Origin of the sequence: Leclercia sp. CFBP8987, from assembly GCF_034044995.2 — a bacterium.
GTDB classification, from domain to species: domain Bacteria; phylum Pseudomonadota; class Gammaproteobacteria; order Enterobacterales; family Enterobacteriaceae; genus Enterobacter; species Enterobacter tamurae.
On sequence record NZ_CM188255.1, the window covers coordinates 554,208 to 580,238 of the forward strand.

Here is a 26,031-nt window from a genome sequence, read left to right on the forward strand (position 1 = left end):
AATTCTTATTAACAATTAGAAATGGTTTTGGAGATTTTCATGTTCGCTAAATCGCGGCTGGCACTGGTAGTGGGATGGGTTACCGGGAGCGTTGCACTCCCCCTGATGGCGCAGGAGACGCCGAAAACCGAAACCGTGGTGGTAACCTCGCAAATGCAGAGCGGCGCCACCAAGCTGGCGACCCCCGATATCGAGACCCCGCAGGCGGTGTCGATCGTTACCCGCGAGCAGTTCGAAGAGCAGGGTGCTACCAGCGTACGTCAGGCGGTGAGCTACACCCCGGGCGTCTACAGCAACCAGATCGGCGCCTCAAACCGCTTTGACTACATCGTGCTGCGCGGCTTCTCCGACGGCAGCCTGGACAACGTCTACCTCGACGGTCTGAAGATGATGGGCGACACCAACTCCCACAGCTCGCTGGTGGTCGATCCCTGGTTCCTGGAAAATATTGAAGTGGTGCGCGGCCCGGCTTCGGTGCTGTATGGCCGCTCCTCTCCGGGCGGGATCGTGGCGCTCACCTCGCGCAAACCCTCGTTCGATCCGGGCGGCGAGATCAAGCTGTTCGCCGGGAATAACGATCAGCGCGGGGCGATGTTTGATGTCACCGGCGCGCTGGACGACAACGACCGGGTGGCGGCCCGTCTGAGCGGCATGACCCGCTATGCCGACTCCCAGTTCGATCCCCTGAAGGAAGAACGTTACGCCCTGATGCCAAGCCTGACCTGGCGCATCACCGATAACACCCGTCTGGATCTGATGGCCTATCTGCACCGCGACCCTGAGGGCGGGAGCCACTCCGGCCTGCCGTACGACGGCACCGTGGTGCCGCATAACGGGAAGATGATCTCCAACACCTTCTTCGAAGGTGAGGATGATTATGACAAGTACGATCGCCGCGAGGAGATGGTCGGCTACAACATCGAGCATATGTTTGACAGCGGCTGGTCGGTGCGCCAGAAGCTGCGCTATCTGCATACCAAAGTGGAGCTGAATCAGGTCTACGCTGCCGGCTGGCTGAACGAAACCGAGCTTAACCGCGGATATTCCGGCTCGGACGAGAAGATGGATGCCATCACCCTCGATAACCAGATCGACGGCAGCTTCGATACCTGGGCGGTGAACCATCGGGTGCTGATTGGCCTCGACTATCAGGATCGCAGCAACAATACCACCGGCTATTACGGCGGTTTCCCGCCGATCAACGCCTTTAACCCGGTGTACGGTGCGAAGCCTGACTACATCACCATGTACAGTCAGGAGAAGCACAAGCTGCGCCAGACCGGCTACTACCTGCAGGATCAGCTCTCGCTGGACCGCTGGCGTCTGACCCTGGGCGGTCGCTACGACCAGGTGAGCGTGTCGAATATCGACAAGCTCAACGATACCCGTAGCGATCTGGACAAGAACAACTTCAGCAGCCGTGCGGCGCTGCTGTACCTGTTTGATAACGGCATCGCGCCGTACATCAGCTACTCCACCGCCTTCACGCCGACCAGCTTTGCCGATGCCAACGGCGATCTGCTGGATCCGATGGAAGGCAAGCAGTGGGAAGCGGGGGTGAAGTTTGAACCGGAAGGGATGAACAGCCAGTTCAGCGCCTCGGTGTTCCGCATCAACCAGAAAAACATCGCCACCAAAGAGGAGCCGACCGATCCGTACCGCTCTATCGGCGAGATCGAATCTGAAGGGGTGGAGCTGGAAGCGGTAGGGCAGCTGACCGACAACCTGCGTCTGCAGGCGGCCTATACCTACACTGACATCCGCTACAAGAAGAGCAGCCCGGAGGAAGAGGGCAAGCGTGCGGTCTATGCGCCACGCAATATGGCCAGCGGCTGGCTCAGCTATGACGTCAAAACCGGGCCGCTCGATGGCCTGACGGTGGGCTCCGGCGTGCGGTATGTGAACGGCGTGACCAGCGATCGCATGAACACCCACACGCTGCCGTCGTACACACTGGTGGATCTGGCGGTGGGCTATGACCTGTCGAAGGTCGGGCTGACGGGAGTGAGTGCCCAGCTGAACGTTAACAACCTGACGGACGAAAGCTACGTGGCGGCGTGTAACTCGTTGTCATACTGCTACTTTGGTGCCGAGCGCAGCATCGTTGGCAGCGTGTCGTGGAAGTTCTGATGTGGAGGTAAAAGCAAAACGGCAACCTCGTTGCCGTTTTTTGTGTTTGCTCCCTCTCCCCGTGGGAGAGGGCCGGGGTGAGGGCAAACAGGCCGCACCCCACTACGCCTCCATCGCAATATGAATCGCCTCACCCATCTTTTTCAACGCCTCGCGGTTCTTCTCGTTCGGCGGTAACGCCACGTTGATCCGCAAGCAGTTGCGATACTTCCCCGACGCCGAAAACAGCGATCCCGCCGCGGCCTGGATCTTCAGGCGACTCAGCTGCTTGCTGACGCACACCATATCCACCTGTTCCGGCAGCTCCACCCACAGCAGGAAACTGCCCTGCGGGCGCGTGACGCAAATCTCCGCCGGAAAATACTGCCGCACCCAGCAGGTGTAACGCTCCATATTCTGCTGATAAATCTGGCGCATACGGCGCACGTGACGATGGTAATGCCCGTCGCGGATAAACGCTGCCACCGCCATCTGCGTGCCCGGCACGTTAAACCCGCCCGCGGCATATTTCATGTGCATCACCCGGTCGTAATACCGCCCCGGCACAATCCAGCCGACGCGCAGCCCGGGGGCCACGGTTTTGGTAAAGGAGCTGCAGAGCAGCACGCGTCCGTCGATATCTAACGAGTGAATGGTGCGCGGGCGCGGGTACTCCACCGCCAACTCACCGTAAATATCATCCTCCACAATGACAATATCGTGGCGCTGGGCCAGGGCCAGCACCTGACGTTTGCGCGCCTCCGGCATGATAAACCCGAGCGGGTTATTGCAGTTGGGCACCAGGATCACCGCTTTGATCGGCCACTGCTCCAGGGCCAGCTCCAGGGCTTCAATGCTGATCCCGGTTTGTGGATCGGTAGGGATCTCAATCGCCTTGATGTTAAACCCACGCAGCATCTGCATGGTGCCGTGGAACGACGGCGACTCCACCGCCACGATATCCCCCGGCTGGCACACCGACAGCAGGGCCAGTGACAGCGCCCCGTGACAGCCGTTGGTGATCACAATCTCATCTGCCGCCACCGTCGAGCCGCCGTCCAGCATCAGGCGGGCGATCTGCTCGCGCAGCTCGTGCCGCCCCTCCAGCACGTCGTAGCTCAGCATTTCCCCGGGATTATGCTGGGCGATGCGGCTCATCTCACGCCACAGCGGCTTCAGGCTCGGCTGATTCAGATCCGGCGAGCCGCCGCCAAAGGAGATCATCTCCTTATCGGCGCGGGCATCGAGGAGCATCATCACCTCATCCCACTGGGTCACCTCTACCGGGCGCTGCACCGGGCGGGTCATCGCCGGAACCGGCGGCTGCGCTTTGCGCGAGGAGACGAAGTAGCCTGAGCGCGGCTGGGGGGTGATCAGCTGTAAATTTTCGAGGATGTGATAGGCCTGCTGTATGGTGCTGATGCTGACCCCGTGCTCCTGGCTCAGCGCGCGCACCGAGGGTAAACGCTCCCCGCTGCGATACAGCCCTTGTTCAATGCGTTGGGCCAGCAGATTGGCCAGATGTTGGTAGCGCGTCATGCTGTATCCTTTGTTTTCACCATACAGATGCAAAGACCAGTACAGATTGCGGCGATAAATGCCATTCAGAGGCATTATTAGCGGATCTGTATGTTAAACAAAAGTTGTTTTTGAATCTGTATTGCCGCTCCCCATTTCCGTGATGATAAACCTACTGACACGATGAGGAGCGCATCATGGAATTTTACGAAAACCGGGCCAAACGGCCGTTTGCGGTGTTTATCTGGATCGGGCGGGCGGTGAAAAAGTGGTATCGCATTAACCGCACGCGCCGGATTCTGCACGGCATGAGCGTTGAGCAGTTAAAGGATGTCGGGCTGTCGCGATTTGATGTGTAGTGTATTGCCCGGTGGCGCTGCGCTTACCGGGCCTACAAACACATCCGAATCGTAGGCCGGGTAAGGCGCAACCGCCACCCGGCATAAAAGGCATCACTCGACGCCAGGTTTTCCGGTGTTTTCCGCAATACGGCGCAGATATTCGTTATTTTTAAATGCCACCATGATCAGCTCAAACATCACGCGGGTACCGATCAGGCTGAACAGCATCCCGAAAAAGCCCGCGATCAGATGTTCGGTAAACATGGAGTAGATCCCGCCGATGAGGATAAACAGCATGGCGATCCAGTAGAAGAAGACCAGCACGCGCGGCGTTAACAGATAATCGAATCCCAGAAGTGATTTCATTTTTCTTGTCCCTGTAGGTGTTAAATTTGCGTGTTGATTATAAAGGCCGTCGCGGTAATTCATACCTTTATCATTATCTGAATCCAGCCTTTTATGGTGCAAAATCAGGGGGTTGCTATTTAAGAAGATCGCAGGTTTGGATCTTCGGTCGCGTGAGCAGGGCAACGGCCTCGTCATAGCTGCGCACGTTGTTGTACCCCATTACCAGCCCGTAGCGCTTGTCCGACCCGCTGTACCACGCCGACAGGGCATTGACCTGCAGCTGCTGCTGTTGCCAGCAGCGGGCGATCTCCTGGTCGCAGCTGCCTGTGGTTAAAAACGCCACGATATGCATCCCGCCGTCGTTCTGCTCGGTGAAGAACCGATCCCCGTAGACCTCGTGCAGGGCGGCAATCATCCAGTCGCGCCGCTGCTGATAGAGGGCGCGCATCTTTTTCAGATGGCGGAAGAAGTGGCCGTCGTTGAGGAAGGCGGTGAGGATCTTCTGCGTCAGCACCGGCTGGCCGCTGGCGAGCAGATCGGCGCAGTCGTTAAAGGCCGACACCGTGCTGGCGGGCATCACCACGTAGCCGAGGCGCAGGGAGGGCATCACCGTTTTGCTGAAGGTGCCCATGTAGATCACCCGATCCTGACGATCGAGGCTTTTCAGCGACGGCAGCACCTTGCGGGTGTAGTGAAACTCGCCGTCGTAGTCGTCCTCGATGATCCAGGCCTCGTTCTGCCCGGCCCAGTCGAGCAGCTGCTGCCTGCGTGGCAGCGACAGCGTCACCGCCAGCGGGCTCTGGTGCGACGGAGTGACAATGGCAAAACGGGCGTCGGCGTGGTGGCGCAGCAGATAGTCGGTGTCCATCCCGGAACGATCCACCGGCACGGTGTGCAGGCGCGGCACGATCCGCCGGAGCAGCTGCTGGCCCATAAAATAGCCCGGATCTTCAAACACCACCTTGTCGTTGCGGCTGGCGAGGGTGTCGAGGATAAGCCGCAGGCTGCCGCTGTAGCCGCTGGTGATCAGCACCTGGTCCGGCGTGCAGGACAAGCCGCGGGAGATATTCAAATAGCTGGCGATCGCCTGACGCAGGGGAGCCCAGCCCATCACCGGCGGGTTGAGCATCTCCTCCTGACGCATGGCGCGCACCGCCTGTCCGGCCAGCAGCAGCCACTTTTTATACGGAAAACTGTCCAGCGCCGGGATGCCGGGGCGCAAAAAGCCCGCCCGTTCCCGCTGGCTGACCAGCGATTCCGGCAGTTGGCCCGTCAGCGGGTCATTGGGCGGTGGAGGCATGGCGGGAAGGGTTAAGTCCGGGTTGACCCACGTGCCGCGCGCCCCGTGGCTCACCAGATAGCCCTCGCCGATCAGAATGGCATAGGCGGTTTCAACCGTTTTACGCGCCACCTTCAGCTCTTCCGCCATCACGCGGATGGCGGGCACCTTGTCGCCGGGTTTGAGGACGCCGCGGGTGATATTGTCCCGGTAGCGGGTGTAGATGTCGTGATAGCCCGGCTTCATGTCCTACCTCATTTCGCGCTTTTTGTATCTTTTTACTATGTCATGAACGGCGTAGATTTGCCCCATCGCATTTCATATGCCGCACATCAAGAGGAAAGACAATGAGCACTCGCGTTAACCACCATAAAGCCACACCTGCCCTCGCTAAAGCGCTCTCTGACCTGAGCATGGCGGTGAGCCAGACCTCCATCGACCCGGCGCTGAAGCACCTGATCGACATCCGCGTCTCCCAGCTCAACGGCTGCACCTTCTGTCTGGATATGCACTCGAAAGAGGCCAAAATTGCCGGTGAGCGCGAGCTGCGCCTCTACCACCTGACCGCATGGCGCGAGTCACCGCTGTTCAGCGCCCGTGAAAAAGCGGCGCTGGCCTTCACCGAAGCCCTGACCCAGATCGGCCCGCACGGCGTCAGCGACGTGCTATACCGCAGCGTGGCGGAACACTATTCGGAGATTGAGATCTCCGAGCTGAACTTTGCGATCGTGGCGATCAACGCCTGGAACCGCTTAGGGATCACCTCCCGGATGGAACCCGGCGCGCTGGATGGCGCCTAAGGCCTGAACAAAGCTAACCTCGAGTAAGACCGCGCTCGCGGATCATCGCCACCAGCGCCCGCAGCCCGGGCGGGACGTGGCGATGCCCGGGGTAGTAGAGACGCAGCCCGGCAAAGGGCTGGGACCACTCCTCCAGCACGCTCACCAACTCCCCGCTTTCCAGCTCCTGCTGAATATAGAGTTCCGGTAAAAATCCCACCCCCAGACCCGCTTTTACTGCCCGGATCGAAGCAAACAGATCCGAGGTGGCAAAACGCGGCGGCACTGCCAGGGCGATCTGTTCCCCGCGCCGCGCCAGCTCCCAGCGATAGATCCCTCCGTGGGCCATCCGCATACCGATCCCCTGATGATGCAGCAGATCGTCCGGGGTTTGCGGCGTGCCGTAACGGGCAAAATAGTCCGGCGTGGCGGTGACCAGCTGACGAATGTCGGGGGTGAGCGGGACGGCGATCATGTCCTGCTGCACCGACTCCGCGAGGCGCACCCCGGCGTCGTAGCCCTCCGCCACGATATCGATCATCCGCGCTTCGCTCACCGCCTCGACGCGCATTTTTGGGTAGCGGATCATGTAGTCGATCAGCAGCGCATCCAGAAACAGCGCGCCGACATTATTGGGAATATTCAGGCGCAGGGTACCGGCAGGCTCGTCGGTATCGCTGTGGATCTCTTCATCCGCCTGACGAATTTCCTGCAACGCCGGGCCGATGCGCGCCACATAGCGCTGCCCGGCGTCGGTAAGTCCCACGCTGCGGGTAGTGCGGTTAAACAGGCGGGTTTGCAGACGGCTCTCCAGCCCGGCAACGGCGTTGCTTACGGCGGTGGCCGACATCCCCAGCTCCTGGGCGGCGGCGCGAAAGCTGCCGCGACGCACCACGGCCATCACCACTTCCAGCTCGGTCAGTCCTGAACGGTGCATAGATTATCCTGAAAATCGAAACAACCTTTGCAGCATAGCGTGGATTATCGCAACGGAGAAGGCGTGCCAGACTGGGTTCATCCAGTCTCAGGAGGTTTATATGCAGCACATCGAACAGATCTATATCAACGGTGAATTTGTCACCCCACACGGGACGGAACGTTTTGATCTCTGTAATCCGGCGACGGCGCGGGTGATCGGTCAGGTGCGGCTGGCCGACGCGGTGGATGCCGAACGCGCCATTGCCGCCGCGAAAGCCGCTTTTCCGGCATGGTCGCAAACCACAAAGCAGGAGCGCATTGCCGCGCTGCAACGGATGCAGGCTGCGGTGGCGGCCCGTCACGACGATCTGCTGGAGGCGGTGATCGAGGAGTACGGCGCACCCGCGTCGCGCTCGGCGTGGATGGCACGCTATCCGGCGGAGGTTATTGGCCAGGCGATTACGGCGCTGAAGGCGTTTGAATTCACCACCACGGCAGGCGCAGCCAGGGTAGAGATGATTCCGCTGGGCGTGGCCGGACTGATCACCCCGTGGAACAGCGACGCGGGCTTTATCTGCGGCAAACTGGCAGCGGCGTTGGCCGCAGGCTGCACGGCGGTGATCAAGCCCAGCGAGATGAGCGCCCTGCAGACGCAGATCGTGACCGAGGCGCTGCACGCCGCCGACCTGCCGCCGGGGGTGTTTAACATCGTTACCGGGCGCGGCGACACGGTGGGGGAGACCATCAGCCGTCACCCTCTTGTTGCGAAAATCTCCTTTACCGGGTCAACGCAGACCGGCAAAGCGATCCTGCGCAACGCGGCGGAGAATTTTACCCGCGTCACCCTGGAGCTGGGCGGCAAATCCCCGACGCTTATTCTTGATGATGCCGATATCAACCAGGCCGTTCCGCTGGCGGTGCAGGCCGGGCTGATGAACAGCGGGCAGGCGTGCGTGGCTGGTACGCGCATCCTGGTGCCGCAGTCGCGGAAAGCGGAATTCGAGCAGGCGCTGGCCCAGGCTATCGCGGCGGTCAAATCGGGCGATCCGCGCGATAGCGCCACCGAAGTCGGCCCGATGGTCAGTGAAAAACAGTGGCAGCGGGTGCAGGGGTATATTCGCAAAGGGCTGGAGGAGGGCGCGCGCCTGCTGGCGGGCGGGGAAGGACGGCCGGAAGGCACCCGGGACGGCTGGTTTGTCCGTCCGACGCTGTTTACCGATGTGCATAACCAGATGGCCATCGCCCGGGAGGAGATTTTTGGCCCGGTGCTGTGCGTGATCCCGTATCGCGACGAGGCAGAAGCCATCGCCATTGCCAACGACACCGACTACGGCCTGAGCGCGCTGGTGCTGGGCAGTGACGCGGAACGCGCCCGCCGCGTGGCGGAGCAGATCCAGTCCGGCCGCGTGCTGGTAAATACCCTCGCCCATGAGCCTGAAGCGCCCTTTGGTGGGTTCAAGCACTCCGGCGTGGGGCGCGAGATGGGGGCGTGGGGGCTCAGCGCGTTTATGGAACCGAAGTCGATCCTCGGCTAAAAAACGCCCGGCGGCGCAAGCTTGCCGGGCCTACGGTTCGGGCCTTTCCAGGCCGGGTAAGCGCAGCGCCACCCGGCAACCCAAGCTTATTCGACAAAAAGCTTTTCAATGGATTTTGTGGGATAAAAAAGAGCATCGGCGTTGCTACCCGTCAAAGGAATAAAGCCGAGCCTCAGATAAAAATCTTTCGCCTTATCGTTGAGTGCATCCACAAACATGCCGTGAATACCCACAGCCTGCGATGCCAGCCAGACCACTTTCATGGCATGTGTCACCAGCGTTATCCCCCAACCCTGACCTTGCAGATCCTGGTGTACCGCAAGGCGCCCGAGTGTGACGCTGGGCACATTGACATACGGCACTTTGCGCTGCTGCGTTTTTGAGGGCAGGGTCTCTTTCTCAAAGCAACTGCCAGACAACGTATAGTAGCCCAGCACTTTTGGTATAGGGTCGTCGGTAACGAGAAGATAGGCGCGTAACAGTCGACCACCATGCTGGCGCGCAAGGTGTTCCAACAGAAAACGGTTAAGGCTGATTTCCCCGCAGTTGAAGCCTGTTAAATCATAGTGAGTCTCTTGCGAAAACATCCTTATTGTCAGATTAGCCACGCCTTACTCCATGTTTTGCAGACGTTTTGCTGCGCGTTTCAGCCTGTCATTGGGCTCTGGCGGGTTATCGAGTGCATCCATAACGCGATCCCACGAATCCTCATTAAGGATCAGGCGGCGATGCTGCTCAATGACTTCGGCAGCACGTTCAGAGGCACTGTTAACCATAAACTGGGTGATTGTCTGGTTAGTCATCGCCGCAGCTTCTTCGATCAGATTTTTGTCGTCGTCAGTTAACCTGAGGTCGATGCGCTGTTTTTTCAGTGCTGGCATTTTTACTCCGGGGTTATTTTTTTGTACGGATATTTTCCGTACGATGACTATAAAGCTGAACAGGACGTTTTTCAATCATATCCCCACATTTCGCTCCTCACCGAAGCATCACCTTTTTCTTTCCTTCATCCTCTCCTGACCCTCACAACGGAGAGACCCTCATGATTGCAGTGCTGTTTGAAGCCAAAGCGCAACCCGCGCATCAGGCGCGTTACCTGCAGCTGGCCGCCGAGCTGAAGCCGCTGCTGGCGGATATCGACGGCTTTATCGACATCGAACGTTTTCAGAGCCTGACCACCGACGGCAAAATCCTCTCCCTCTCCTGGTGGCGGGACGAAGAGGCGATCCGGAGCTGGAAGCAAAACGTCTTTCACCAGGCCGCGCAGGCCGAAGGGCGAGCGTCGATCTTTGCCTGCTACCGCATTCGCGTGGCGCAGGTGATACGGGAATACGCCTCAGAAACCGGAGGGCATGCCGATGTATGACGTCCATGTGATTTTTAACGACGTGCCCGGCGAGCTGGCACGTTTTGGTCAGCTGCTGGGGCAACACGGCGTGGGGCTGGAGGGCGGCGGCGTCTTTGGCGTGGAGGCGCATTTTCTGGTGGAGGAGGGCGAAAAGGCCCGGCGTGTGCTGCTCGACGGCGGGTTTAACGTGCAGGCGGTGCGAAAGCCGCTGATCCGTAAGCTGAGACAGGAGCGTCCCGGCGAGCTGGGGGAGATCGCCGCCGCGCTGGCAGGGCAGGGGGTGTCCATCCTCACCCAGTACAGCGATCATGCGAACCACCTTATTCTGCTGACGGATAATGATAAGCTGGCCGCAGAGATCACCGGGCCATGGGTTGCCAATGCTAAAGACCAGTTTACCTCCCGATAACAGCGCCGCGCTGGAGCTGGCCGTTGCGGCCGTCGCGACGGCGATGGCGGACCCGTCCCGGGTGAAAATGCTCTGCGCCCTGATGGACGGGCGGGCGTGGACCGCCACCGAACTCAGCGCTGTGGCGGATGTGGCCCCCTCTACCGCCAGCGGGCATCTTACCCGGCTGCTGGACGGGAAGCTGATCACCTGCCTGTCTCAGGGTCGGCATCGCTACTATCGGCTGGCAGGGCATGACGTCGCGGAGCTGGTGGAGCAGATGATGGGGCTGTCGTGGGGGCGCATCACGCCGCCGCAGACCACCGCGCCGGTACCGATGCGTCACGCCCGCACCTGCTACGACCATCTGGCGGGCACGGTCGCGGTGCAGATCTATGATTTTATGCAGGCGGAGGGGTGGCTGGTGGCAGATGGGTCAGCCCTCACCCTGAGCGGGCGCGAGGCATTCCTGACATTGGGGATCACGTTAAATAGCAAAACCCGGCGTAAAGCCTGCTGCGCCTGTCTGGACTGGAGCGAGCGGCGGTTTCATCTGGGCGGTGAGGCGGGCGCGGCGCTGCTGGTGCATCTCGAAACCAAAGGCTGGATCCAGCGGGTCGTGGGGTTTCGCGAGGTGGTAGTGACAGCATCAGGTCAGCGTGCCATCGATCGGCATTTTAGCCGCTGAGAAAACGCCCGGCGGCGCACGCTTGCCGGGCCTACAAAAACAGCACCCACCCGGCGTCAGCGCGTAACGATGCTTCATAATTATTTGCATTGCTTATATGTAATGCTGAACTTATTCATAAATTAAATCTATTTGGTTTGAGAATTTTCGCATGTCGCTTTTTACTATTATCGTGATTGAGGATTCTCATGTAGCATAAAAAATTAAGCTGCGATCCCGCCAGCTAAATAGCGAGTTGTTTAAAAGTGCAATGTATTAACAGGGAGAAGATATATTGTGTCTAAAATGAAGAGTTACGCAGAGAGCGTGCTGTTCCAGAGTATTATTTCATTATCAGAGGGCACAGGGACGGTAGACAGCCTTGCCGCACTGTCCGAAAATTATATATCCCGTCTCGGAAGCAGTGATGTCCCCATTCCGCTGCGCAAAGCGCTTAAAGACGTTAAAGCTCTTCTGGCAGCGCTTATCGAAAAAAACTACAGCCAGACCGGCAGTCATGCCGTATGGATGAGCAAAAAGCAGTGTCTGCTGACCCTGATTACGGAGTTATATACTGATGTTGTGGCGTGGAATGCGGTTGAACAATATATTTCGGCGTCACAGTTTCTATTATTTTCTGAAGGGAAAAACGGATCTGAGCGTCATTCGCATAACGTGATAAATTAATATTCACTACTGGTTATAAAAGAAAGCCGCATACTTATGTATGCGGCTTATTTGTTTTAGAAGGCGAGCGACCAGGTGGCGCTCATTGTCTGATTAGTGTCGTGCTGAGAGGCATTCACGTTATAGCCCACGCCGAAGGTCATCGTGCCTTTCTGCATTTTGACCCCCAACTGGCCGTTGAAGGCGGTGTCGTCCATGATCTCTGCGCGGATGGTATCGCTGCCGCTGATGCCCACGGTGCGCAGGGTATTTTGACTCTCCCGGTCGCCGGTGACAGCCACCACGCCCGCATCGGCTTGGGTGCTCATCTTCCAGCCGGAATCCAGTGCGAAGGTTTTCGCCACTTTCACCCCTACCGGGAACTGCCAGATGTTCTGGGTACCTTTATCGGTATGGAAGACGCGTTCATCCTGACCATTTTTGGTATCAAAGGCCTCGGTCGTGAGCTGGTTATAGCGCACGCCCGCATGAGGAATGATATCCAGCACGTTGGTTTCGATCAGGTACTCGCCCCGCACGCCCGCGCTGAACAGCATCCCGTCCACGTTCGCCTTCAGCTTGTTGCCTGCTTCCATCCAGCCCGGCTGTTTCTGGTCAACATCGTTGCTGGTCTGGGTCAGGCTGACATCGCCCGTCAGGTTCCAGCGATCCTGGTTCCAGTTCTGGTACAGAGTAACGCCCCAGAAGCTGAAATCATTGTGGGTGGCGTTGACGTCGCCGCGTGAATCGCTGTCGCCATTACCGGCATGGAACGCCGCGCCGCTGCGCAGGGTGCCGTGTTCGGTCTGCCAGGCTTTATCTCCTCCCATCATCAGGCCGTAGAATTTGCTGTTCTGGCCGTAGCTCAGGTTCCCGGCATTCAGGTCGCTGCTGCGCGGGTTGCCGTACTGGGTGTGAACCCAGACGCTGGCGTCGGTGTCAGTAGGTTGCAGAGCCAGGTTAGCAACGGAGTTACGCTCCAGGACGGCATCCACCGCCGCATTGCCCGCCGCCCAGGTGTTGTGCTGCACCCCGCCCGCGGTGGCGATCTGCGCCGCGCTGTTGACGGTTCTCACCACCTCATCCACGCTCGCCTGTGGCGTGTCGATGGCTACCGACAGATAACGCGCCCCCGCCTGGCTGGCAGAACGTGAGTTCTCCCCGCTGGCGATAAGCTGATCCAGCGCATGGGTGGTGACTACGCCCGGCAGGACGTCCTGTGCCGCGCGCGCCTTGGTGGTGACCAGCACCTCGCCGTCACGCTCTTCGGTGGTGGCCGTCAGCAGTTTGTTCAGCAGCAGGTTCTCATTCTGCCAGCCGTTTCCGGTGAAATTGACGTCGCTAAAGCCCCGGGCAACCGCGTAGGTCTGGTTGGCCTTCGCATCGGCAACGTAGAGTGCGGCGCTGTCCGCCACGTTCAGGCTGCCGTCGGTCGCATTCAGCGCCGCCTGGCCGTTGGTCATCTCTTTGGTGTTAACCATCAGCAGAGAGTGGTCGGCAAAGTCGACGCTGTTAAAGGCGGCGTCACGGTCGGCGGAGTTGCCGGTCAGAGAGCCGTCGACCCGCAGCCCGCCCTGGGAGGCGTTAAGGAATTGCGGGGTATGAACAGAGACCGCCGCCGTGATGGCGTTTTCACCCCAGGTTAAGCCGCTGTCGGCGAAACGGGCTTCTGCTGCGGTAGTAGTGGTATCCCCCAGTACCAGCAGGGCGTTCTGACCCACGGTCACGCGACCGTTGATCTCATTGCCGCCACTTGCCACGCGGGAGGCGTTAGCCAGCGTGCCGCCCTCGGTCCATGCCGGGTCGATAAACATCCGCGCACCCTGCAGATCCAAACGTTCTGCCATCAGCGTACCCGCAGCGGTGACATCACCGACGGTGATCTGCGCATCCTGGCTGGCCGTAAGCTGCCCTGCCTGCAGGGAACCGTTCACCGCCAGCTGAGCGCTCTCCTGCAGCGCCATGTCGCTGTGCAGGGTGGCCTGCTGTTGCACGGTGACCAGGCCACTGCTGATAACGCCGGCCGCGGATCCGCCGGAGACCAGAGTATGGTCGCCTGCCACGATGTTCAGTGTGCCTTCCGGGGCCACGGTGACGGTGCCGGTAAGATGGCTGGTCACATCCTGCATCGCCGTGGTACCTAAGTTCAGCGTCCCGTTATTGACCGCGACCGCAACAGGCGTATCCGGTGCGCCAGCCACGTCGAACAACGCGCCTGCGGCCCCGGTCAGGGTCAGGGTCTGGTTGCCGCCAATCGCCACTGACGGCTGGCCTTCACCTTCAAACCGCAGCTGTGCCGCGCCAAAGCCGTTACGCACGAAAATGGCATCATCGGTGATGGCATCTTTCTCGCCGATGCTGAGCTGGTTTTTACTGGAGGTGACCTGAGTATTAGCCAGCACCGCCTGGGTCATGGCAGCGTCGATCACGCTGGCGGTGCCCGCCACGTTATCCGCATTCTGCAGGGTGCCGAGCATCACCAGGCTGTTGCCTTCCGTCGCGCCCAGCAGGTCATTGACTGCCTTCACATAGTCCAGATGGTAGGTGTCATCGGTCAGGATCAGCGTGCTGTCGGTAAAGCTCATGCCCGCGCCGGTCTCGTTATAGCCTTCAGGCAGCAGGGAGGAGGCCGCCAGGTTGAACAGCTGGTCGGAACGGGTTTGCAGCTGGCTATGGTTGACCATGTTCAGCGACGCGCCGCTGCTCAGCGCCAGGGTATCGGCGATCAGTTTGGTGTTATCAAAGGTTAAATTACCGCTGCTCAGCTGCACCGGGGCGGTCACTGTGGTGCCGTTAACGGTGAGGGCGTTACCCACGTTGGCGTCGGTAAAACCGTCGGTCAGGACCAGGTCGCCCGCAACGGCCAGCTTGCCAAAGTTGCTGAACTGCGTCCCGCCAAATTCAGGCATGTTCGCCAGGTGCAGGGTACTTGCCTCGCCGCTGCCGTACAGTTGGCCCGCCACCTCAGTGTTATCCAGCCAGATGTCGGAGCGGAGTACCGTTGTGCCTTTCAGATTGACGTCCCCGGTCAGGGTGCTGTCGGTCAGATGCAGATCCACGCTGCCTTTGCCGGTGCTGGCGTCGATATTGCCCGTCAGCACGGAGCGGGTGATATCCATCGCTATCAGTGCGGCTTTGTTGGCAATCAGGTTGCCGTTAAGGGAGGAGTCTGCCAGCGAGGCGGTAATGCTGTCTGAGCCGGAAAGCACCGCATGGCCGACAATGGTGCTGTCGTTGTTGACGGTCAACTGGGTGGTTTTGCCATTGGACATGCTAATGGCGTTACCGTCTTTCTGGGTGGTTTTGGTGATACTGGAACCCGTAACGGACAGCGTGCTGTTACTCCCTGAGGTCGCGAGGGCCACCGAGCCCGTCAACTGGCTGTGGTCGACCACAATCGCGTGCGTTTTATCTGTGATGCTGAGGTTAGTGATTTCTATCGCATTGGCCGTTTTGGCAACGGCATCGGTGGTATCGATGGTGCTGCGCTCAACCCTAATCGTGTTGTTATCTTTGGTGTTGTACAGCAAAATGCTGCCTGCCAGAATACGGCTGTCCTGCACATTAATGTCGTGTGTCCCCGCGCCGCCTGCGTAGATCTTGCCTGTAATCAGGCTATTGTTCTGGATATCAATATCGGTATTGCCGCCGTCGGCAGCATCCAGATAAATGGCGCTCCCGACAAAATAACTCTTCGGATTCGCAGTGTTTTTCATATCATAATCCACCCCCTTAGCGGCACCGTTCAGGGTTGAGTGATCAACGATGATATGGGTATTTGTTTCGTATTTTGAGCTTCCCGCCTCAATGGCATCCACTGCGGCCCCATTGTTCAGGACCACGGTGGCTGAACCATCTTTACTGATGTTGATATAATGGCCGCTCAGATTCGCGCCATCAACAAGAAGCTGCTGTATATCCGAAGAGGTTCGGGAAGAGCTGCCGCTGGCAAAATAGATGTTTTTCGCTTCAGCCGCACTATTAATGGCCGCATCCTGAGTTTTTTGCGTGAAATACCATGCGGTAGGTTTTGGATTTATCGGGGACGTCATGTCATATTGCGTTAATCCGCAGGTTCCGGTAAATGCCGTGCCCGCACAGGTATTTGCCAGTGCTGGTGCCAAAATTAAACTGCTGCCCAGAATCATACTCATACTGATAGCCAGCTGATTCAGGCGAAATGATTTATTCATAAGGTGTCCCTCTAATTACGTAATGATTTTATTTCGCGATGGCGAATATAAAAATGCATACACCGTTTAATCCTTCGTTACATTTCGCAGCATATCAAAAGAAAATAAAAACAAGGGGCAGATTGCTCTTCCATTGCCTGGAAAAATCTTAAGTGGTCGGATATCTCGCTGTAATAACAGCTTAATAATTACTTCAAATATCTTTTTATGTGAGCAATAGCACGAATTGCTGCTCATTGCTTAGGAATATTCCTACAATCACCGGAAAACTGTTAATTGAAAATAATTACATTCTCAAGGATTATGATTAAATCCACAGTGATGATAAGGATATGGGCAATGATTATAGTATTAACATCCTGTAGATACTTTCAGCAGGGCTTTAACATGCTGGTCGATCGGTTACTGATCGACTCACCCTCATTTCAACGGGTGCTTTATCTTGATGACATTAAAAAAGCGACGAAAGAGGATCTTGCCCTGACCAAAGCCATTGTGGTGGATTATGGCGAGTCGGATATTAAAGTATTGAATGCGCTGCTGGACGTTAAAAACCGTTACGAGCAGAGCTATTTTATTTTTATTACCCGGGATGTGTGCTACGAAAGCACTATTGAAAATATTCTCATTAATACCATCGCCGATTACACCATCGACTGTAAAAGTGCGGTGCGAAAATTACACGCCTGTCTTACCCACCTTGCACAGGAAGATCAGCCGGTGACTATTTTTAAAAATGCCCGCTGGCATCATCTTGAAAAAGAGCAACGCTTAACCCGTATGGAGACCATGCTGTTGCCCTATATTGTGTCGGGGAAAAAGAATAAAGAAATTACCCGTTACCTGGACGTGACCGGAAAAACCGTCAGCCATCATCGACGCAATATTTATCGAAAATTCGCCGTGACCAATCTGACCGGCTTGTATAAGAAATTTGATCAGCGTGTTTGATCCCGGGAGGGGCCCGCACGCTTTCGCAATTCCTGCTCTTAACATCCTCGTTTCTTGATACTTACCCTGATAACTATTATCTTCTCAGCGTGTGAAGCGAGGTTCCCCCATGCGTGAAGAAGATCTGTTCTGCCGCAGGCCGATGGGCATGCGGATGGCAATGATTGTGCGTCAGTGGCGCGCGGTGATTGACGACGCCATTCTCGAGACCGGGTTAACCCAGTCGAGCTGGACGGTGATGATGCAGCTTGATCAACTGGGGGAGAACGTCTCGGTGAGCGAACTGGCGGAAGTGCAGGGCATTGAACTGCCGCCGCTGATGCGCACCCTTTCACAGCTGGAAAAGCAGGGCTATCTGCTGCGCACCACATCGCCTTATGACAAGCGCATCCGGCTGCTGACGCTCACACCCGAAGGGAACGCGGTGCTGAAAACGCTGACCCGGGTTATCGAAACGTTCCAGAAACGGGTATCGCAGAATATCGCCCCGGAGCATCTGGAGATTTTCAGCGCCACACTTAATCAAATCGCCTGCAATTTGCGGACAATCCGCGAAGAAGATAACAAGACCCAATAATCATGACCCCTGAACAAAAGTTTGCCCGCTGGGTAAGGGTAAGTATTGCCTCTTTCCTGCTGATGTTTGTCTATTTTATCGTCGCCGATATCTGGATCCCGCTGACGCCGGACGCCACGGTGATGCGCGTGGTCACGCCGGTGTCGGCGCGCGTCTCCGGCTATGTGGCAGCGGTGCATGTCCACAACAACAGCCAGGTGAAGAAGGGCGATCTGCTGTTTGAGCTCGACGCCACGCCGTTCCGTAATAAGGTGGAGGCCGCTGAGATTGCCCTGCAGCAGGCGCGTCTCGCCAATCAGCAGCTGGACGCGCAGATCGTGGCGACCCAGGCCAGCCTGAAAACCGCCCAGCTCACCGCCCGCAACGATAAAGTCACCTTCGATCGCTATCAGAAACTCAGCACCCTGCAGAATGTTTCCCAGGCGGATCTGGATAAGGTGCGTACCACCTGGCAGGGCAGCGAGCAGTCGGTGGCGAATCTGCAGGCCACCATCCATCAGCTGCGTATTGAGCGCGGCGAGCGGGATGAACAGCATAACGTATCCCTGCAAAAATACCGCAACGCGCTGGACGAGGCTCAACTCAACCTCGGCTGGACCAAAATCTACGCCGAGGCCGACGGCACGGTCAGCAACGTTCAGCTGAGCCCCGGCTTTTATGCTGCCTCCGGCTCGGCGGCGCTGGCGCTGGTAAACAACCAGAGCGATATCGTCGCCGATTTCCGCGAAAAGAGCCTGCGCCATACCCACCAGAACACCGACGCCGCGGTGGTGTTTGACGCCTTCCCGGGCCGCGTGTTCCGCGCCCACGTCACCAGCAGCGATGCCGGGATTTTAGCAGGTCAGGAGGCAGTCAACGGCCAGCTGTCGGAGCCGGAAACCTCCAACCGCTGGGTGCGTGACGCCCAACGGATGCGCATCCACGTAGCGCTGGACGACACCCTGCCGAAGCACCTCCCGACCGGGGCGCGCGCCACCGTGCAGCTCTACAACAGCGAAGGTCCGTTCGCCCGCTTCTTCTCCGGGATGCAGATCCACCTCGTCAGCCTGCTGCATTATGTCTATTAATACCCTCGCGAGGGTCTTTACCCCGCACGGCAACATCGTCTACACCGCCAACGACTTTCGCCAGACGCTGCGGATCGTGATTGCAGGGATGATTGCCCTGAGCGTGTCGAGCTTCTACAACACCAGTTACGGCGTCTTCTTCGTGATCTACCCGATCATGCTCCTGTCGCTGGTACCGGTGTTTAACCGCCACGTCGCTAAGCATTTTGTGTTCAGTTCTGCGCTGAACTGCATCGAAATGGTGTTTATTATCGGCTATCTGGCGCAGTGGCCGGTAATTATGACCCTGGTGGTGTTTGGCCTCTACGTGATGCGTTTTCGCTTTATGAGCCAGGGGCCGCTGTTTCTGTTCGGCTCGATGGGGGTAGTGTGTCAGAGCACCATGCTCAACTTTATGAGCTATCCCACCACCAACTGGCACACGCTGCTGTTCTCCAACCTCGAAGCCAGCGTGATGGCGGTGTGCCTGAGCGCGCTGATGCACTACCTGCTGCCGGATGTCGAGCCGCGCACGCCGCCGCCGCGGCTGGAGAAAGACGCCGCCCGCGTGCGCCACGAGTCATTGCTCTCCGGCACCGTGGCGACGCTGATTTTTGTGGTGTTCCAGATAAGCGATCTCAGCGATTCCCTCTCGGCGCTGATGGCGGGAGTACTGATCCTCTTCCCGATGCACTACCGCGGGGCGGTGATGAGCTCCCTGTGGCGCGTGGTCGGGGTGGTGCTCGGCTGCCTCTACATTCTGCTGGTGCAGCTGGTGCTGTACGATCACAGCAGCCATATGCTGCTGATGATGCCCCTGATTGGCCTTGGGCTGGCGTTTGGTGCCCGCCTGCACGTGATGGAGAAGGTGGGGGCCGGGGTCGGTTTTGCCAGCATCACCACCATCGGGATCATGTTCGGCCAGAACATGCACCCGGACGGCGACCTGGTGTTCAGCGATCTCTACCGCATCGTCTCGGTGACGGTGGCGCTGGTGGCGACCCTGACGATGGTGTTCATTATGCATCTGATCCTTAACTGCTTTGCGCCGACGCGCTACGTGATCCGCAATCCGTAGCACACATCTTCCCCGCGTTCTGTGCTATCACTGTCGGTCGATTAACTGGCCGACAAAAGGGATGACGATATGTGGCAGACGCGGGCGCTGGAGCTGAATAATCAGGCGTACTGGAACTGGGATAAGGCCTGCGAGCTGGTCGACTGGGCCGTGGCGCATGATTTTAATACCGTAGTAGTCGGTCAGGTGGATCTGTTCGACAAGTTGGTCTCCCCGAAAGGCTACACGCCGCATCTCGACAACGACCGCCTCTCCAGCCAGCAGCGTGCCCGCTGCGTCTACCTCAACCGTCTGGGGCTGCTGTGCCAGCAAAAGGGGCTGCGTTTTTACCTGCAGGCCAAAGAGTTCAGCTTCCCCACCGAGCTGCTGCTGGCGCACCCGCATCTGTTTGAGCCGGGCCAGGGCGTGCGGCTCGACGTCGATTTCTGGTGCGGATATCTGACCCGCAAAATCGCCCTGATCTGCCAGCGCATTCCGGCTCTCAGCGGCCTGCTGGTGGCGATCTCCAGCACCGATGGCCTGCTGCCGGTGTCCCGCCCCAACTGGGAGTTGCAGGCGGAGGGTGAGGTCAATCCGGCCCAGCGCGATGAACGCAGTCTGGCGATCTACAGCCGCTGCTTCAATGCCATGACCCGCACCATGCAGGCTGAGAACAAGCACCTGGTGCTGCGGGTGTTCCCGGCAGGCAACCACGATCTCAACAACGTGCTGGAGGCGATTCGCCCCCTGCCACAGAGCGTTAGCGTCTCGATCAAACTCACCCCGGAACGTTTCTGGCCCTCGTTTCCCAATAACCCGGCGCTGCTGGCGGTGCAGGAGCGGGAGGTGTGGGCGGATATCGATCTGGTGGGGGAGGAAGTCGGCTGGGGTGTACTCCCCTGGCTGCGCATCGACGAACTGCAGGGCCGCCTGCTGTGGTGCCGCTCGAACCCGGCGATCCGCGGCGTGGTGTGCAAAACCAGTTGGGAGGGGGTCGATAATCACTGGGTGATGGGCACCCTGAGCGAGTGCAATCTGGTGGCCTGTAGCCGGATAGTCACCAGCGATGGCCGTCATCTCAGCGTGGCACAGCTGCTGAGCGACTGGCTGGATGAGCGCTACGGCTGGTGCCCGGATGGCGAGACTTTTGACACCTTCCGCTCCCTGCTGGAGCAGGCGGGACAGGTGCTGTACGGCGCCCTCTACGTGCGCGATCACGTGTTCCATCGCCACAGCCAGGTGCCGGAGAGCTACAGCCAGGCGGTGTGGAGTCTCTACGGCCAGCTCAACCGAAACCACTGGCTGCCGGGATCGGAGCGCGATATTTTCTTCAGCGCCAGCGATGTGGAAGCCTCTTCCGCGTCGCTGTCGCGCATTGCCCGCGAGAAGGATGACGCCCGGGATGCCTCAGAGGTGTTGCAGGAGCAGGCTCTGCATTTTGCCGACACCGCCGCGTTCCCCTGGGCGCTGAAACGCCGCTGGCTGGAGGAGTGGCAGGGCTTTGCGCTCTACTGCCATCTGTTTGTTCACGCCCAGAAAGCCTTCTTTACCCTGCGGTTTGCCCGGGAAGTGGAGAACAGCTGGAGCATGCGCGAGATCTGCCAGATCAACATTCAGGAGCTGTATCGCAGCGCCGCCGAGCTGGACGATTTCTGCCTGAAACATGCCGACGCCTCCCCCGGCCTGCACGTGTTGTTCGATGCCTCCCGGGTGCGCGCCCTGGCGGACAGCCTGAGCGACGAGCTAAAAGCGCTGAAGGGCTAGTTTGTGTGATGCATATCACGTCGGTGGGGTTGGCTTATAAAACCGGCGTGATTTTTCTCATCTTTTTCTCTCTCCATCCGCGGCGGAATGCGATCCGCATCACGCTCCGTCTCCCCGTCGCGGCCAGTTTGTGAGTTGCCGGGCAGTTCCCGCTAATCCCCGCTTCCCGCTGCTCGCGGCAGATATCGAATCTGCTGATGATAGCGGCGCAATGTATTCGTTTTGCGAGAGATGAGGAAGATATGTCCCAGGGTGACTGGCAGTTAGCACAGGGCGACGCGCTCACGCGTTTTCTGGTTTCAGGGGCAAAAGCAGAGCGCTTTGCCGAGTTTTATACCGGTGAAACGGACGATCCTGCCCGTGAGGTGGGGCCCGATGCGGTGTCCTTTTGCCGCCGTGTGTTTCTGCAGACGCACGCCCGGCGGCATGTCGATCCCGCCCAGGCGCTGCCGTGCCGGGAAGCCACTGCTGGCGTGGATAATACCCTCGCTTTTTCGGGGTTCCGCCCGCAGGCCTACCATCTGCAGCGCTGGCTGAGGGTGGATCTGTTCGCGCCCTACCGCGGGATCTTTACCTTTCGCCTGGCGACCTGCGGCGGGGTACGGATCTGGAATGACGGCGAGCTGCTGGCGTGCTTCACCCCTTTTGCCCGCAACATATTGCAGCATACCGACGCCCCGCTGAGGCTAAACGCGGGCCGAAACAGCCTGCTGATCCATCTCGAAGAGCTCTTCGAGCGCGAGACACTTTTTGCCCTGGGAATGATTTATCTCGACGAACCCACGCTCGGCGTCGCGCTGCCGGAGGCGTGTCCGCCGATCGCGCCGCCAGCGGTTTGCGAGCCAGCCCAGGACGACAGCGCCTGCCGTCTGATGACCATGATGGCGCAGCGCGAGTATGGCCCGGAACTCGACGCCCTGCTGCTGCGCACCCTGAAGTGCGTCAGCGGCCGGGAAGAGGGGTCGGTGTTTGCACTGCTGGCGCTGCTCTCCCTCTGGCATCGCCACCAGGGGGAGTACTTCCCTGGGGTGCTGTGGCGACGGGTGAAATCCACGGTGCTGGGCTATCGCTACTGGCACGACGAGCGGGGCTGCGATGTGATGGCGTTCTGGGGAGATGAGAAGGTGCTCGCTTTCCAGACCGCGCAGTATCTGGCGGGGCAGCTGTTCCCGGAGGCACTGTTTATCGCCTCGGGCCGCCGGGGGCAGCAACAGCAGCGCCTGGCGCTGATGCGCGCGGCCGATACCCGGACGCTACGGGAGCAGGCAGAGGCATACCTTACAGGGGCAAAAGCATGAACAAAGAACAGCAGATGAAGACTCTGGATCGCGTGGTGCGCGGGTTTTGTCGCCTGAAAAATCTCGATGAAGTGGGCGTCGGGGACGGGTTCGCCATCAACTTCGAAGAGTGGGAGTGGGAGATTGGCGTCGGGCTGTATGGCTTCTGGCGCTTTGCGGAGCATCAGCAGGATGCCGTTCTACAGCAGTCGATCCTCGCCTGGTACGAGGGGCAAATTGCCAGAGGGCTGCCGGAGATGCAGATCAACACCACCGCGCCGATGATCGCCCTGGCGCTGGTGGCCGGACATCATCAGCGCCAGGATCTGCTGGAGACGGTCAGCGACTGGGCCGATGCCCTGCTGCGCGATCTGCCCAAAACGGAAGAGTGCGGGTTCCAGCACGTGGTGAAAGAGCAGCCCAACACCGGCCAGCTGTGGGATGACACCCTGTTTATGACCTGTCTGTTCCTCGGGGTGGCGGGCATTGTGTTAAAGCGTCGGGATCTGATCGACGAGGCCAGCTACCAGTTTCTGCTCCACACCCGCTACCTCAGCGATCCGGTCAGCGGCCTGTGGTATCACGGCTGGACTTTTGTCGATAAGCACCACTTTGCCGGGGCGTTCTGGGCGCGGGGCAATGCGTGGATCACCGTCGCCATTCCGGAATTTATCGCGCTGATGGGCGAGCATCTGGATGCCAGCGTGCGCCGCTATTTGTCGCAGGTGGTGTCGCGGCAGGTGCGCAGTCTGTGCGAACTGCAGGCGGAGAACGGCATGTGGCACACGGTGCTCGACGATCTGCTCTCGCCCCAGGAGTCCTCCGCCACGGCGGGCATCGCCTGGGGCATGCTGCGCGGGATACGGATGGGGATGCTGGATGCGTCCTTCAGCGCGCATGCCCTGCGCGCCTTCGAGGCGGTGATGGCGCGCATCGACGACGAGGGCATCGTGCTGGAAGCCTCGCGCGGCACCATGCTGGGCTGGGATATTCAGTACTACTGTGATATCGCCATGGCCCCGGTGCCCTATGCTCAGGCGTTAACCATCCTGCTGCTGCTGGAGTACGAGCAGGGCGGCTGGCTATCGGCCGATCAGAGGCAGGACCTCGGGCAGCTGCGAGAGCAGGAACAGAATCAGCCCAATGGTGCCGCCCACCAGGGTGCCGTTGACGCGGATAAACTGTAAGTCTTTGCCGATGTTGAGCTCAATCTGCCGGGACATATCTTTGGCATCCCAGCCTTTGACCGTATCGCTGATATGGCGGGTCAGGAACGCGGCAAACTCCGGCGCCACGCGATGGGCAGCCTGCTCGAGGTGTTCGTTCAGCGAGGCGCGCAGGTTGGTATCCGCCACCAGGGTTTCACCAAACCACAGCCCGGCGTTGGCGAGGCGCTGCTTGACGCGGGAGTCGTCGCTCTGCATGTCAGCCTTCAGCCACTGGCGCAGGTCGGCCCACATCTCACCCAGATAACGGTTAAAGGCCTCGTCGTTCTTCAGATACTCTTTGATGTTCTCCGCTTTAGCCGCGGTTTCAGGATCGTTTTTCAGGTTCTCCACCAGCTTCAGCACCGCGTGATCGAAGGCCTGACGGATCTGGTGGGTGCGGTCGTGGCTGACGTCATCCAGGATGGCATTCACCGCATTAGAGACCAGCTCGGCGCTCTGATCCCCCAGCCACTCGGTGGGCAAGATCATCGCCTTGCGCGGGTGTTCGGTCTTCAGCCAGTGGACGATTTGCGCGGCGATAAAGTCGCGGGTGGTGTCGCGCTGCAGGAGCGTAATCAGACGATTAATCACCGCATCCAGCAGCACCTGGTGGCGGTTATTTTTGGTCATGCTCTCCAGCATCGCGGCGCTGGTTTCGCTGAAATCGACCTTATCCAGCGCCTTGTGCACCGCCCGCTTGAGCATGCGCTGAATGCGCCCGTCGTCGGTCAGCTCAAGGAAGCCGCTCATCACCTGCATGATATGCTGCCCGACGCGCTGGGCGTTATCCGGCTGGCTGAACCAGTTGCCGATCAGCAGTGCTGGTTCATGTTTGCGAATCAGCGCCACCAGCGACTGGGTATCCAGAAATTTCTCCTGCACGAACTGGCCGAGATTATCGCCAATCCGGTCTTTATTACGCGGGATAATCGCCGTATGACGCGAAATAAACGGGATCGGCACCCGACGAAACAGGGCCACCACGGCAAACCAGTCAGCGAGAGCACCGACCATCGCCGCTTCGGCAATGGCCTTCACCCCCCGCACCCAGAAGGTCTGAGGCAGGAAGAGGGTGGCGATAAAGGTCGCAGCGGCAATCAGCAGCAGCGACAGCGCCAGGAGCTTGGCGCGTTTGAGTTCAGCGAGTTTTTCCATAGGGTTAAGGATAGAGGGAAGCGGCGAGAAGATGCAAAATAGTTCTGTTTGTTCACACTTTCATTTTGTTCACGTTGCGTGAACGTTTTGTAGCCGTGAACAAACAATGGAGGTTATTGTCATCCCGGGACTGCATAAACAGAGCGTCCCGCTGGCGGTATCGAATAACCCGAGCCCGGATTGAGGATGACGAGGTGGCAGGCCAAAATCCAGGTTCAGCGTATTTTCACGTAAACAACGTGATGGTTCCACCGGCGTATGGCCGCAAATCACTAAATCGATATCGGCGACAGGTGTTGAGACTGTGAGTCTGCGGCGACGGCGGCCAACGAGACAGCTGTGATGCGCGGCGGGATGTTGTTGCCAGAGCGCCTGTAAGAATTCGTCGAAATGATGCATGTTCTCCGGGATTTCGGCATGAAGCACCGCAAGACGTCGCTCGCCAGCAGAAACTAAAATCACCATGGGCAGATTTTCTATTTTCTTGCACAGCGCAGCCCGTTCATCTTCGGCCAGGGCAAAAAACCAGCCGCCTCCGTCCGCAATGATCTGTTCTTTTTTCGACATTTTGGCTGAATGGCTGGCCCGGTGCCAGTTGATAAGATTCTGTTCATGATTGCCGCGCACGGAAAAAAACCATGGCTGGTTAAGCAGATGCAGGCACTCCAGCGGTGAATCGCCGCGATCAAAAAGATCGCCAGTGACGATGAGGCGATCGCGTTGGGGCTCGAAATGAACGTGGCTGAGTAAGGCTTCCAGCATCGTCCAGCGGCCGTGTAAATCCCCGAGGATAAAATCCCGTCCGGCCGTGTCTGGCAAAAGTGAAACAATCATAAGGTTTCCATTCCGTTGAACCTGTGGATACTAAAACATCAGTTGCAGGTAGCGAAGGTTTGTTCATAAAATA

At 58.7% G+C, this 26,031-nt stretch carries 24 protein-coding genes; 15 read left to right on the forward strand and 9 right to left on the reverse strand.

What is annotated here, in order from left to right; genetic code table 11:
- Positions 1 to 21 precede the first annotated feature (21 nt).
- Positions 22 to 2,130 carry a ferrioxamine B receptor FoxA gene (gene foxA, locus SOM40_RS02625; protein ID WP_225759675.1) on the forward strand — a complete coding sequence of 703 codons (2,109 nt, stop codon included), beginning with the start codon at positions 22 to 24 and terminating at the stop codon, positions 2,128 to 2,130.
- 102 nt (positions 2,131 to 2,232) lie between these two features.
- Here the strand turns inward: foxA and SOM40_RS02630 are convergent, their stop codons facing one another.
- On the reverse strand, positions 2,233 to 3,648 hold the full coding sequence (locus tag SOM40_RS02630) for an aminotransferase-like domain-containing protein (protein WP_320529896.1): 1,416 nt from the start codon (positions 3,646 to 3,648) through the stop codon (positions 2,233 to 2,235).
- Between the two features lie 176 nt (positions 3,649 to 3,824).
- Between SOM40_RS02630 and SOM40_RS02635 the strand changes: the two genes are divergently transcribed.
- Positions 3,825 to 3,986 carry a DUF1127 domain-containing protein gene (locus SOM40_RS02635; protein ID WP_320529897.1) on the forward strand — a complete coding sequence of 54 codons (162 nt, stop codon included), beginning with the start codon at positions 3,825 to 3,827 and terminating at the stop codon, positions 3,984 to 3,986.
- Between the two features lie 93 nt (positions 3,987 to 4,079).
- Here SOM40_RS02635 and SOM40_RS02640 read toward each other — a convergent pair whose 3' ends face one another.
- Complete coding sequence (locus SOM40_RS02640; protein ID WP_106995664.1) at positions 4,080 to 4,334, reverse strand: DUF4282 domain-containing protein; 255 nt, start codon at positions 4,332 to 4,334, stop codon at positions 4,080 to 4,082.
- Positions 4,335 to 4,449: 115 nt separating this feature from the next.
- Positions 4,450 to 5,841, reverse strand: a complete 1,392-nt coding sequence (pdxR, locus tag SOM40_RS02645; protein ID WP_320529898.1) for a MocR-like pyridoxine biosynthesis transcription factor PdxR — start codon at positions 5,839 to 5,841, stop codon at positions 4,450 to 4,452.
- Between the two features lie 101 nt (positions 5,842 to 5,942).
- Between pdxR and SOM40_RS02650 the strand changes: the two genes are divergently transcribed.
- On the forward strand, positions 5,943 to 6,395 hold the full coding sequence (locus SOM40_RS02650) for a carboxymuconolactone decarboxylase family protein (RefSeq protein ID WP_320529899.1): 453 nt from the start codon (positions 5,943 to 5,945) through the stop codon (positions 6,393 to 6,395).
- 13 nt (positions 6,396 to 6,408) lie between these two features.
- On the opposite strand, the gene SOM40_RS02655 is transcribed toward SOM40_RS02650, so the two are convergent.
- A complete protein-coding gene (locus SOM40_RS02655) occupies positions 6,409 to 7,311 on the reverse strand; it encodes a LysR family transcriptional regulator (RefSeq protein WP_320529900.1) in 903 nt (300 codons plus the stop codon).
- A gap of 100 nt (positions 7,312 to 7,411) precedes the next feature.
- Here SOM40_RS02655 and SOM40_RS02660 point away from each other — a divergent pair, with 100 nt between their 5' ends.
- A complete protein-coding gene (locus SOM40_RS02660) occupies positions 7,412 to 8,827 on the forward strand; it encodes an aldehyde dehydrogenase family protein (protein WP_320529901.1) in 1,416 nt (471 codons plus the stop codon).
- An 86-nt stretch (positions 8,828 to 8,913) separates the two neighbouring features.
- Here the strand turns inward: SOM40_RS02660 and SOM40_RS02665 are convergent, their stop codons facing one another.
- Together SOM40_RS02665 and SOM40_RS02670 are read right to left on the reverse strand one after the other, a co-directional pair.
- Entirely contained in the window at positions 8,914 to 9,414 is a 501-nt protein-coding gene (locus SOM40_RS02665; protein ID WP_181247332.1) for a GNAT family N-acetyltransferase, read from the reverse strand.
- A gap of 24 nt (positions 9,415 to 9,438) precedes the next feature.
- Positions 9,439 to 9,708, reverse strand: coding sequence for a type II toxin-antitoxin system TacA family antitoxin (locus SOM40_RS02670; RefSeq protein WP_106995670.1), 270 nt, complete (start codon positions 9,706 to 9,708; stop codon positions 9,439 to 9,441).
- A 161-nt stretch (positions 9,709 to 9,869) separates the two neighbouring features.
- On the opposite strand from SOM40_RS02670, the gene SOM40_RS02675 reads away from it, so the two are divergent.
- From SOM40_RS02675 to SOM40_RS02690, 4 genes are all read left to right on the forward strand, one after another.
- Positions 9,870 to 10,193: an antibiotic biosynthesis monooxygenase family protein gene (locus SOM40_RS02675; protein WP_166181481.1), complete on the forward strand. Its 324-nt coding sequence runs from the start codon at positions 9,870 to 9,872 to the stop codon at positions 10,191 to 10,193.
- Complete coding sequence (locus tag SOM40_RS02680) at positions 10,186 to 10,584, forward strand: amino acid-binding protein (RefSeq protein ID WP_312077802.1); 399 nt, start codon at positions 10,186 to 10,188, stop codon at positions 10,582 to 10,584. Before SOM40_RS02675 ends, SOM40_RS02680 begins: the two co-directional genes overlap by 8 nt.
- The gene (locus SOM40_RS02685; RefSeq protein ID WP_320529902.1) at positions 10,556 to 11,251 is read left to right on the forward strand and encodes an ArsR/SmtB family transcription factor; all 696 of its coding nucleotides are present in this window, start codon (positions 10,556 to 10,558) and stop codon (positions 11,249 to 11,251) included. Before SOM40_RS02680 ends, SOM40_RS02685 begins: the two co-directional genes overlap by 29 nt.
- 276 nt (positions 11,252 to 11,527) lie before the next feature.
- Entirely contained in the window at positions 11,528 to 11,917 is a 390-nt protein-coding gene (locus SOM40_RS02690) for a hypothetical protein (protein WP_320529903.1), read from the forward strand.
- A 56-nt stretch (positions 11,918 to 11,973) separates the two neighbouring features.
- On the opposite strand, the gene SOM40_RS02695 is transcribed toward SOM40_RS02690, so the two are convergent.
- A complete protein-coding gene (locus tag SOM40_RS02695) occupies positions 11,974 to 16,089 on the reverse strand; it encodes an autotransporter outer membrane beta-barrel domain-containing protein (RefSeq protein ID WP_320529904.1) in 4,116 nt (1,371 codons plus the stop codon).
- Positions 16,090 to 16,476: 387 nt separating this feature from the next.
- Between SOM40_RS02695 and SOM40_RS02700 the strand changes: the two genes are divergently transcribed.
- From SOM40_RS02700 to bglB, 7 genes are all read left to right on the forward strand, one after another.
- Positions 16,477 to 17,040: a helix-turn-helix transcriptional regulator gene (locus tag SOM40_RS02700; RefSeq protein WP_261644686.1), complete on the forward strand. Its 564-nt coding sequence runs from the start codon at positions 16,477 to 16,479 to the stop codon at positions 17,038 to 17,040.
- A gap of 109 nt (positions 17,041 to 17,149) precedes the next feature.
- A complete protein-coding gene (locus SOM40_RS02705) occupies positions 17,150 to 17,617 on the forward strand; it encodes a MarR family winged helix-turn-helix transcriptional regulator (protein ID WP_225759667.1) in 468 nt (155 codons plus the stop codon).
- Positions 17,617 to 18,684, forward strand: a complete 1,068-nt coding sequence (locus SOM40_RS02710; protein ID WP_166185067.1) for an HlyD family secretion protein — start codon at positions 17,617 to 17,619, stop codon at positions 18,682 to 18,684. Before SOM40_RS02705 ends, SOM40_RS02710 begins: the two co-directional genes overlap by 1 nt.
- Positions 18,674 to 19,741 (forward strand): DUF2955 domain-containing protein, encoded by a 1,068-nt coding sequence (locus tag SOM40_RS02715; protein WP_320529905.1) that lies wholly within the window; start codon positions 18,674 to 18,676, stop codon positions 19,739 to 19,741. The genes SOM40_RS02710 and SOM40_RS02715 overlap by 11 nt, the downstream gene beginning before the upstream one ends.
- 69 nt (positions 19,742 to 19,810) lie before the next feature.
- Complete coding sequence (locus tag SOM40_RS02720; protein ID WP_320529906.1) at positions 19,811 to 21,484, forward strand: hypothetical protein; 1,674 nt, start codon at positions 19,811 to 19,813, stop codon at positions 21,482 to 21,484.
- 242 nt (positions 21,485 to 21,726) lie between these two features.
- A complete protein-coding gene (locus SOM40_RS02725) occupies positions 21,727 to 22,782 on the forward strand; it encodes a hypothetical protein (protein ID WP_320529907.1) in 1,056 nt (351 codons plus the stop codon).
- On the forward strand, positions 22,779 to 23,948 hold the full coding sequence (gene bglB, locus SOM40_RS02730) for a beta-galactosidase BglB (RefSeq protein WP_320529908.1): 1,170 nt from the start codon (positions 22,779 to 22,781) through the stop codon (positions 23,946 to 23,948). Before SOM40_RS02725 ends, bglB begins: the two co-directional genes overlap by 4 nt.
- Here the strand turns inward: bglB and SOM40_RS02735 are convergent.
- Both SOM40_RS02735 and SOM40_RS02740 read right to left on the reverse strand, forming a co-directional pair.
- Positions 23,844 to 25,124 carry a DUF445 domain-containing protein gene (locus SOM40_RS02735; protein ID WP_320529909.1) on the reverse strand — a complete coding sequence of 427 codons (1,281 nt, stop codon included), beginning with the start codon at positions 25,122 to 25,124 and terminating at the stop codon, positions 23,844 to 23,846. The two genes, bglB and SOM40_RS02735, sit on opposite strands and share 105 nt — an antisense overlap.
- Before the next feature lie 69 nt (positions 25,125 to 25,193).
- Complete coding sequence (locus SOM40_RS02740) at positions 25,194 to 25,958, reverse strand: metallophosphoesterase (protein ID WP_320529910.1); 765 nt, start codon at positions 25,956 to 25,958, stop codon at positions 25,194 to 25,196.
- Between the last annotated feature and the right edge of the window lie 73 nt (positions 25,959 to 26,031).

What these genes read in the sequence shown, in the direction of transcription:
- foxA (WP_225759675.1), top strand. Translation starts at nt 22, where the DNA reads ATGGTTTTGGAGATTTTCATGTTCGCTAAATCGCGGCTGGCACTGGTA.
- SOM40_RS02630 (WP_320529896.1), bottom strand. Translation starts at nt 3,648, where the DNA reads ATGACGCGCTACCAACATCTGGCCAATCTGCTGGCCCAACGCATTGAA.
- SOM40_RS02635 (WP_320529897.1), top strand. Translation starts at nt 3,825, where the DNA reads ATGGAATTTTACGAAAACCGGGCCAAACGGCCGTTTGCGGTGTTTATC.
- SOM40_RS02640 (WP_106995664.1), bottom strand. Translation starts at nt 4,334, where the DNA reads ATGAAATCACTTCTGGGATTCGATTATCTGTTAACGCCGCGCGTGCTG.
- pdxR (WP_320529898.1), bottom strand. Translation starts at nt 5,841, where the DNA reads ATGAAGCCGGGCTATCACGACATCTACACCCGCTACCGGGACAATATC.
- SOM40_RS02650 (WP_320529899.1), top strand. Translation starts at nt 5,943, where the DNA reads ATGAGCACTCGCGTTAACCACCATAAAGCCACACCTGCCCTCGCTAAA.
- SOM40_RS02655 (WP_320529900.1), bottom strand. Translation starts at nt 7,311, where the DNA reads ATGCACCGTTCAGGACTGACCGAGCTGGAAGTGGTGATGGCCGTGGTG.
- SOM40_RS02660 (WP_320529901.1), top strand. Translation starts at nt 7,412, where the DNA reads ATGCAGCACATCGAACAGATCTATATCAACGGTGAATTTGTCACCCCA.
- SOM40_RS02665 (WP_181247332.1), bottom strand. Translation starts at nt 9,414, where the DNA reads ATGTTTTCGCAAGAGACTCACTATGATTTAACAGGCTTCAACTGCGGG.
- SOM40_RS02670 (WP_106995670.1), bottom strand. Translation starts at nt 9,708, where the DNA reads ATGCCAGCACTGAAAAAACAGCGCATCGACCTCAGGTTAACTGACGAC.
- SOM40_RS02675 (WP_166181481.1), top strand. Translation starts at nt 9,870, where the DNA reads ATGATTGCAGTGCTGTTTGAAGCCAAAGCGCAACCCGCGCATCAGGCG.
- SOM40_RS02680 (WP_312077802.1), top strand. Translation starts at nt 10,186, where the DNA reads ATGTATGACGTCCATGTGATTTTTAACGACGTGCCCGGCGAGCTGGCA.
- SOM40_RS02685 (WP_320529902.1), top strand. Translation starts at nt 10,556, where the DNA reads ATGCTAAAGACCAGTTTACCTCCCGATAACAGCGCCGCGCTGGAGCTG.
- SOM40_RS02695 (WP_320529904.1), bottom strand. Translation starts at nt 16,089, where the DNA reads ATGAATAAATCATTTCGCCTGAATCAGCTGGCTATCAGTATGAGTATG.
- SOM40_RS02700 (WP_261644686.1), top strand. Translation starts at nt 16,477, where the DNA reads ATGCTGGTCGATCGGTTACTGATCGACTCACCCTCATTTCAACGGGTG.
- SOM40_RS02705 (WP_225759667.1), top strand. Translation starts at nt 17,150, where the DNA reads ATGCGTGAAGAAGATCTGTTCTGCCGCAGGCCGATGGGCATGCGGATG.
- SOM40_RS02715 (WP_320529905.1), top strand. Translation starts at nt 18,674, where the DNA reads ATGTCTATTAATACCCTCGCGAGGGTCTTTACCCCGCACGGCAACATC.
- SOM40_RS02720 (WP_320529906.1), top strand. Translation starts at nt 19,811, where the DNA reads ATGTGGCAGACGCGGGCGCTGGAGCTGAATAATCAGGCGTACTGGAAC.
- SOM40_RS02725 (WP_320529907.1), top strand. Translation starts at nt 21,727, where the DNA reads ATGTCCCAGGGTGACTGGCAGTTAGCACAGGGCGACGCGCTCACGCGT.
- bglB (WP_320529908.1), top strand. Translation starts at nt 22,779, where the DNA reads ATGAACAAAGAACAGCAGATGAAGACTCTGGATCGCGTGGTGCGCGGG.
- SOM40_RS02735 (WP_320529909.1), bottom strand. Translation starts at nt 25,124, where the DNA reads ATGGAAAAACTCGCTGAACTCAAACGCGCCAAGCTCCTGGCGCTGTCG.
- SOM40_RS02740 (WP_320529910.1), bottom strand. Translation starts at nt 25,958, where the DNA reads ATGATTGTTTCACTTTTGCCAGACACGGCCGGACGGGATTTTATCCTC.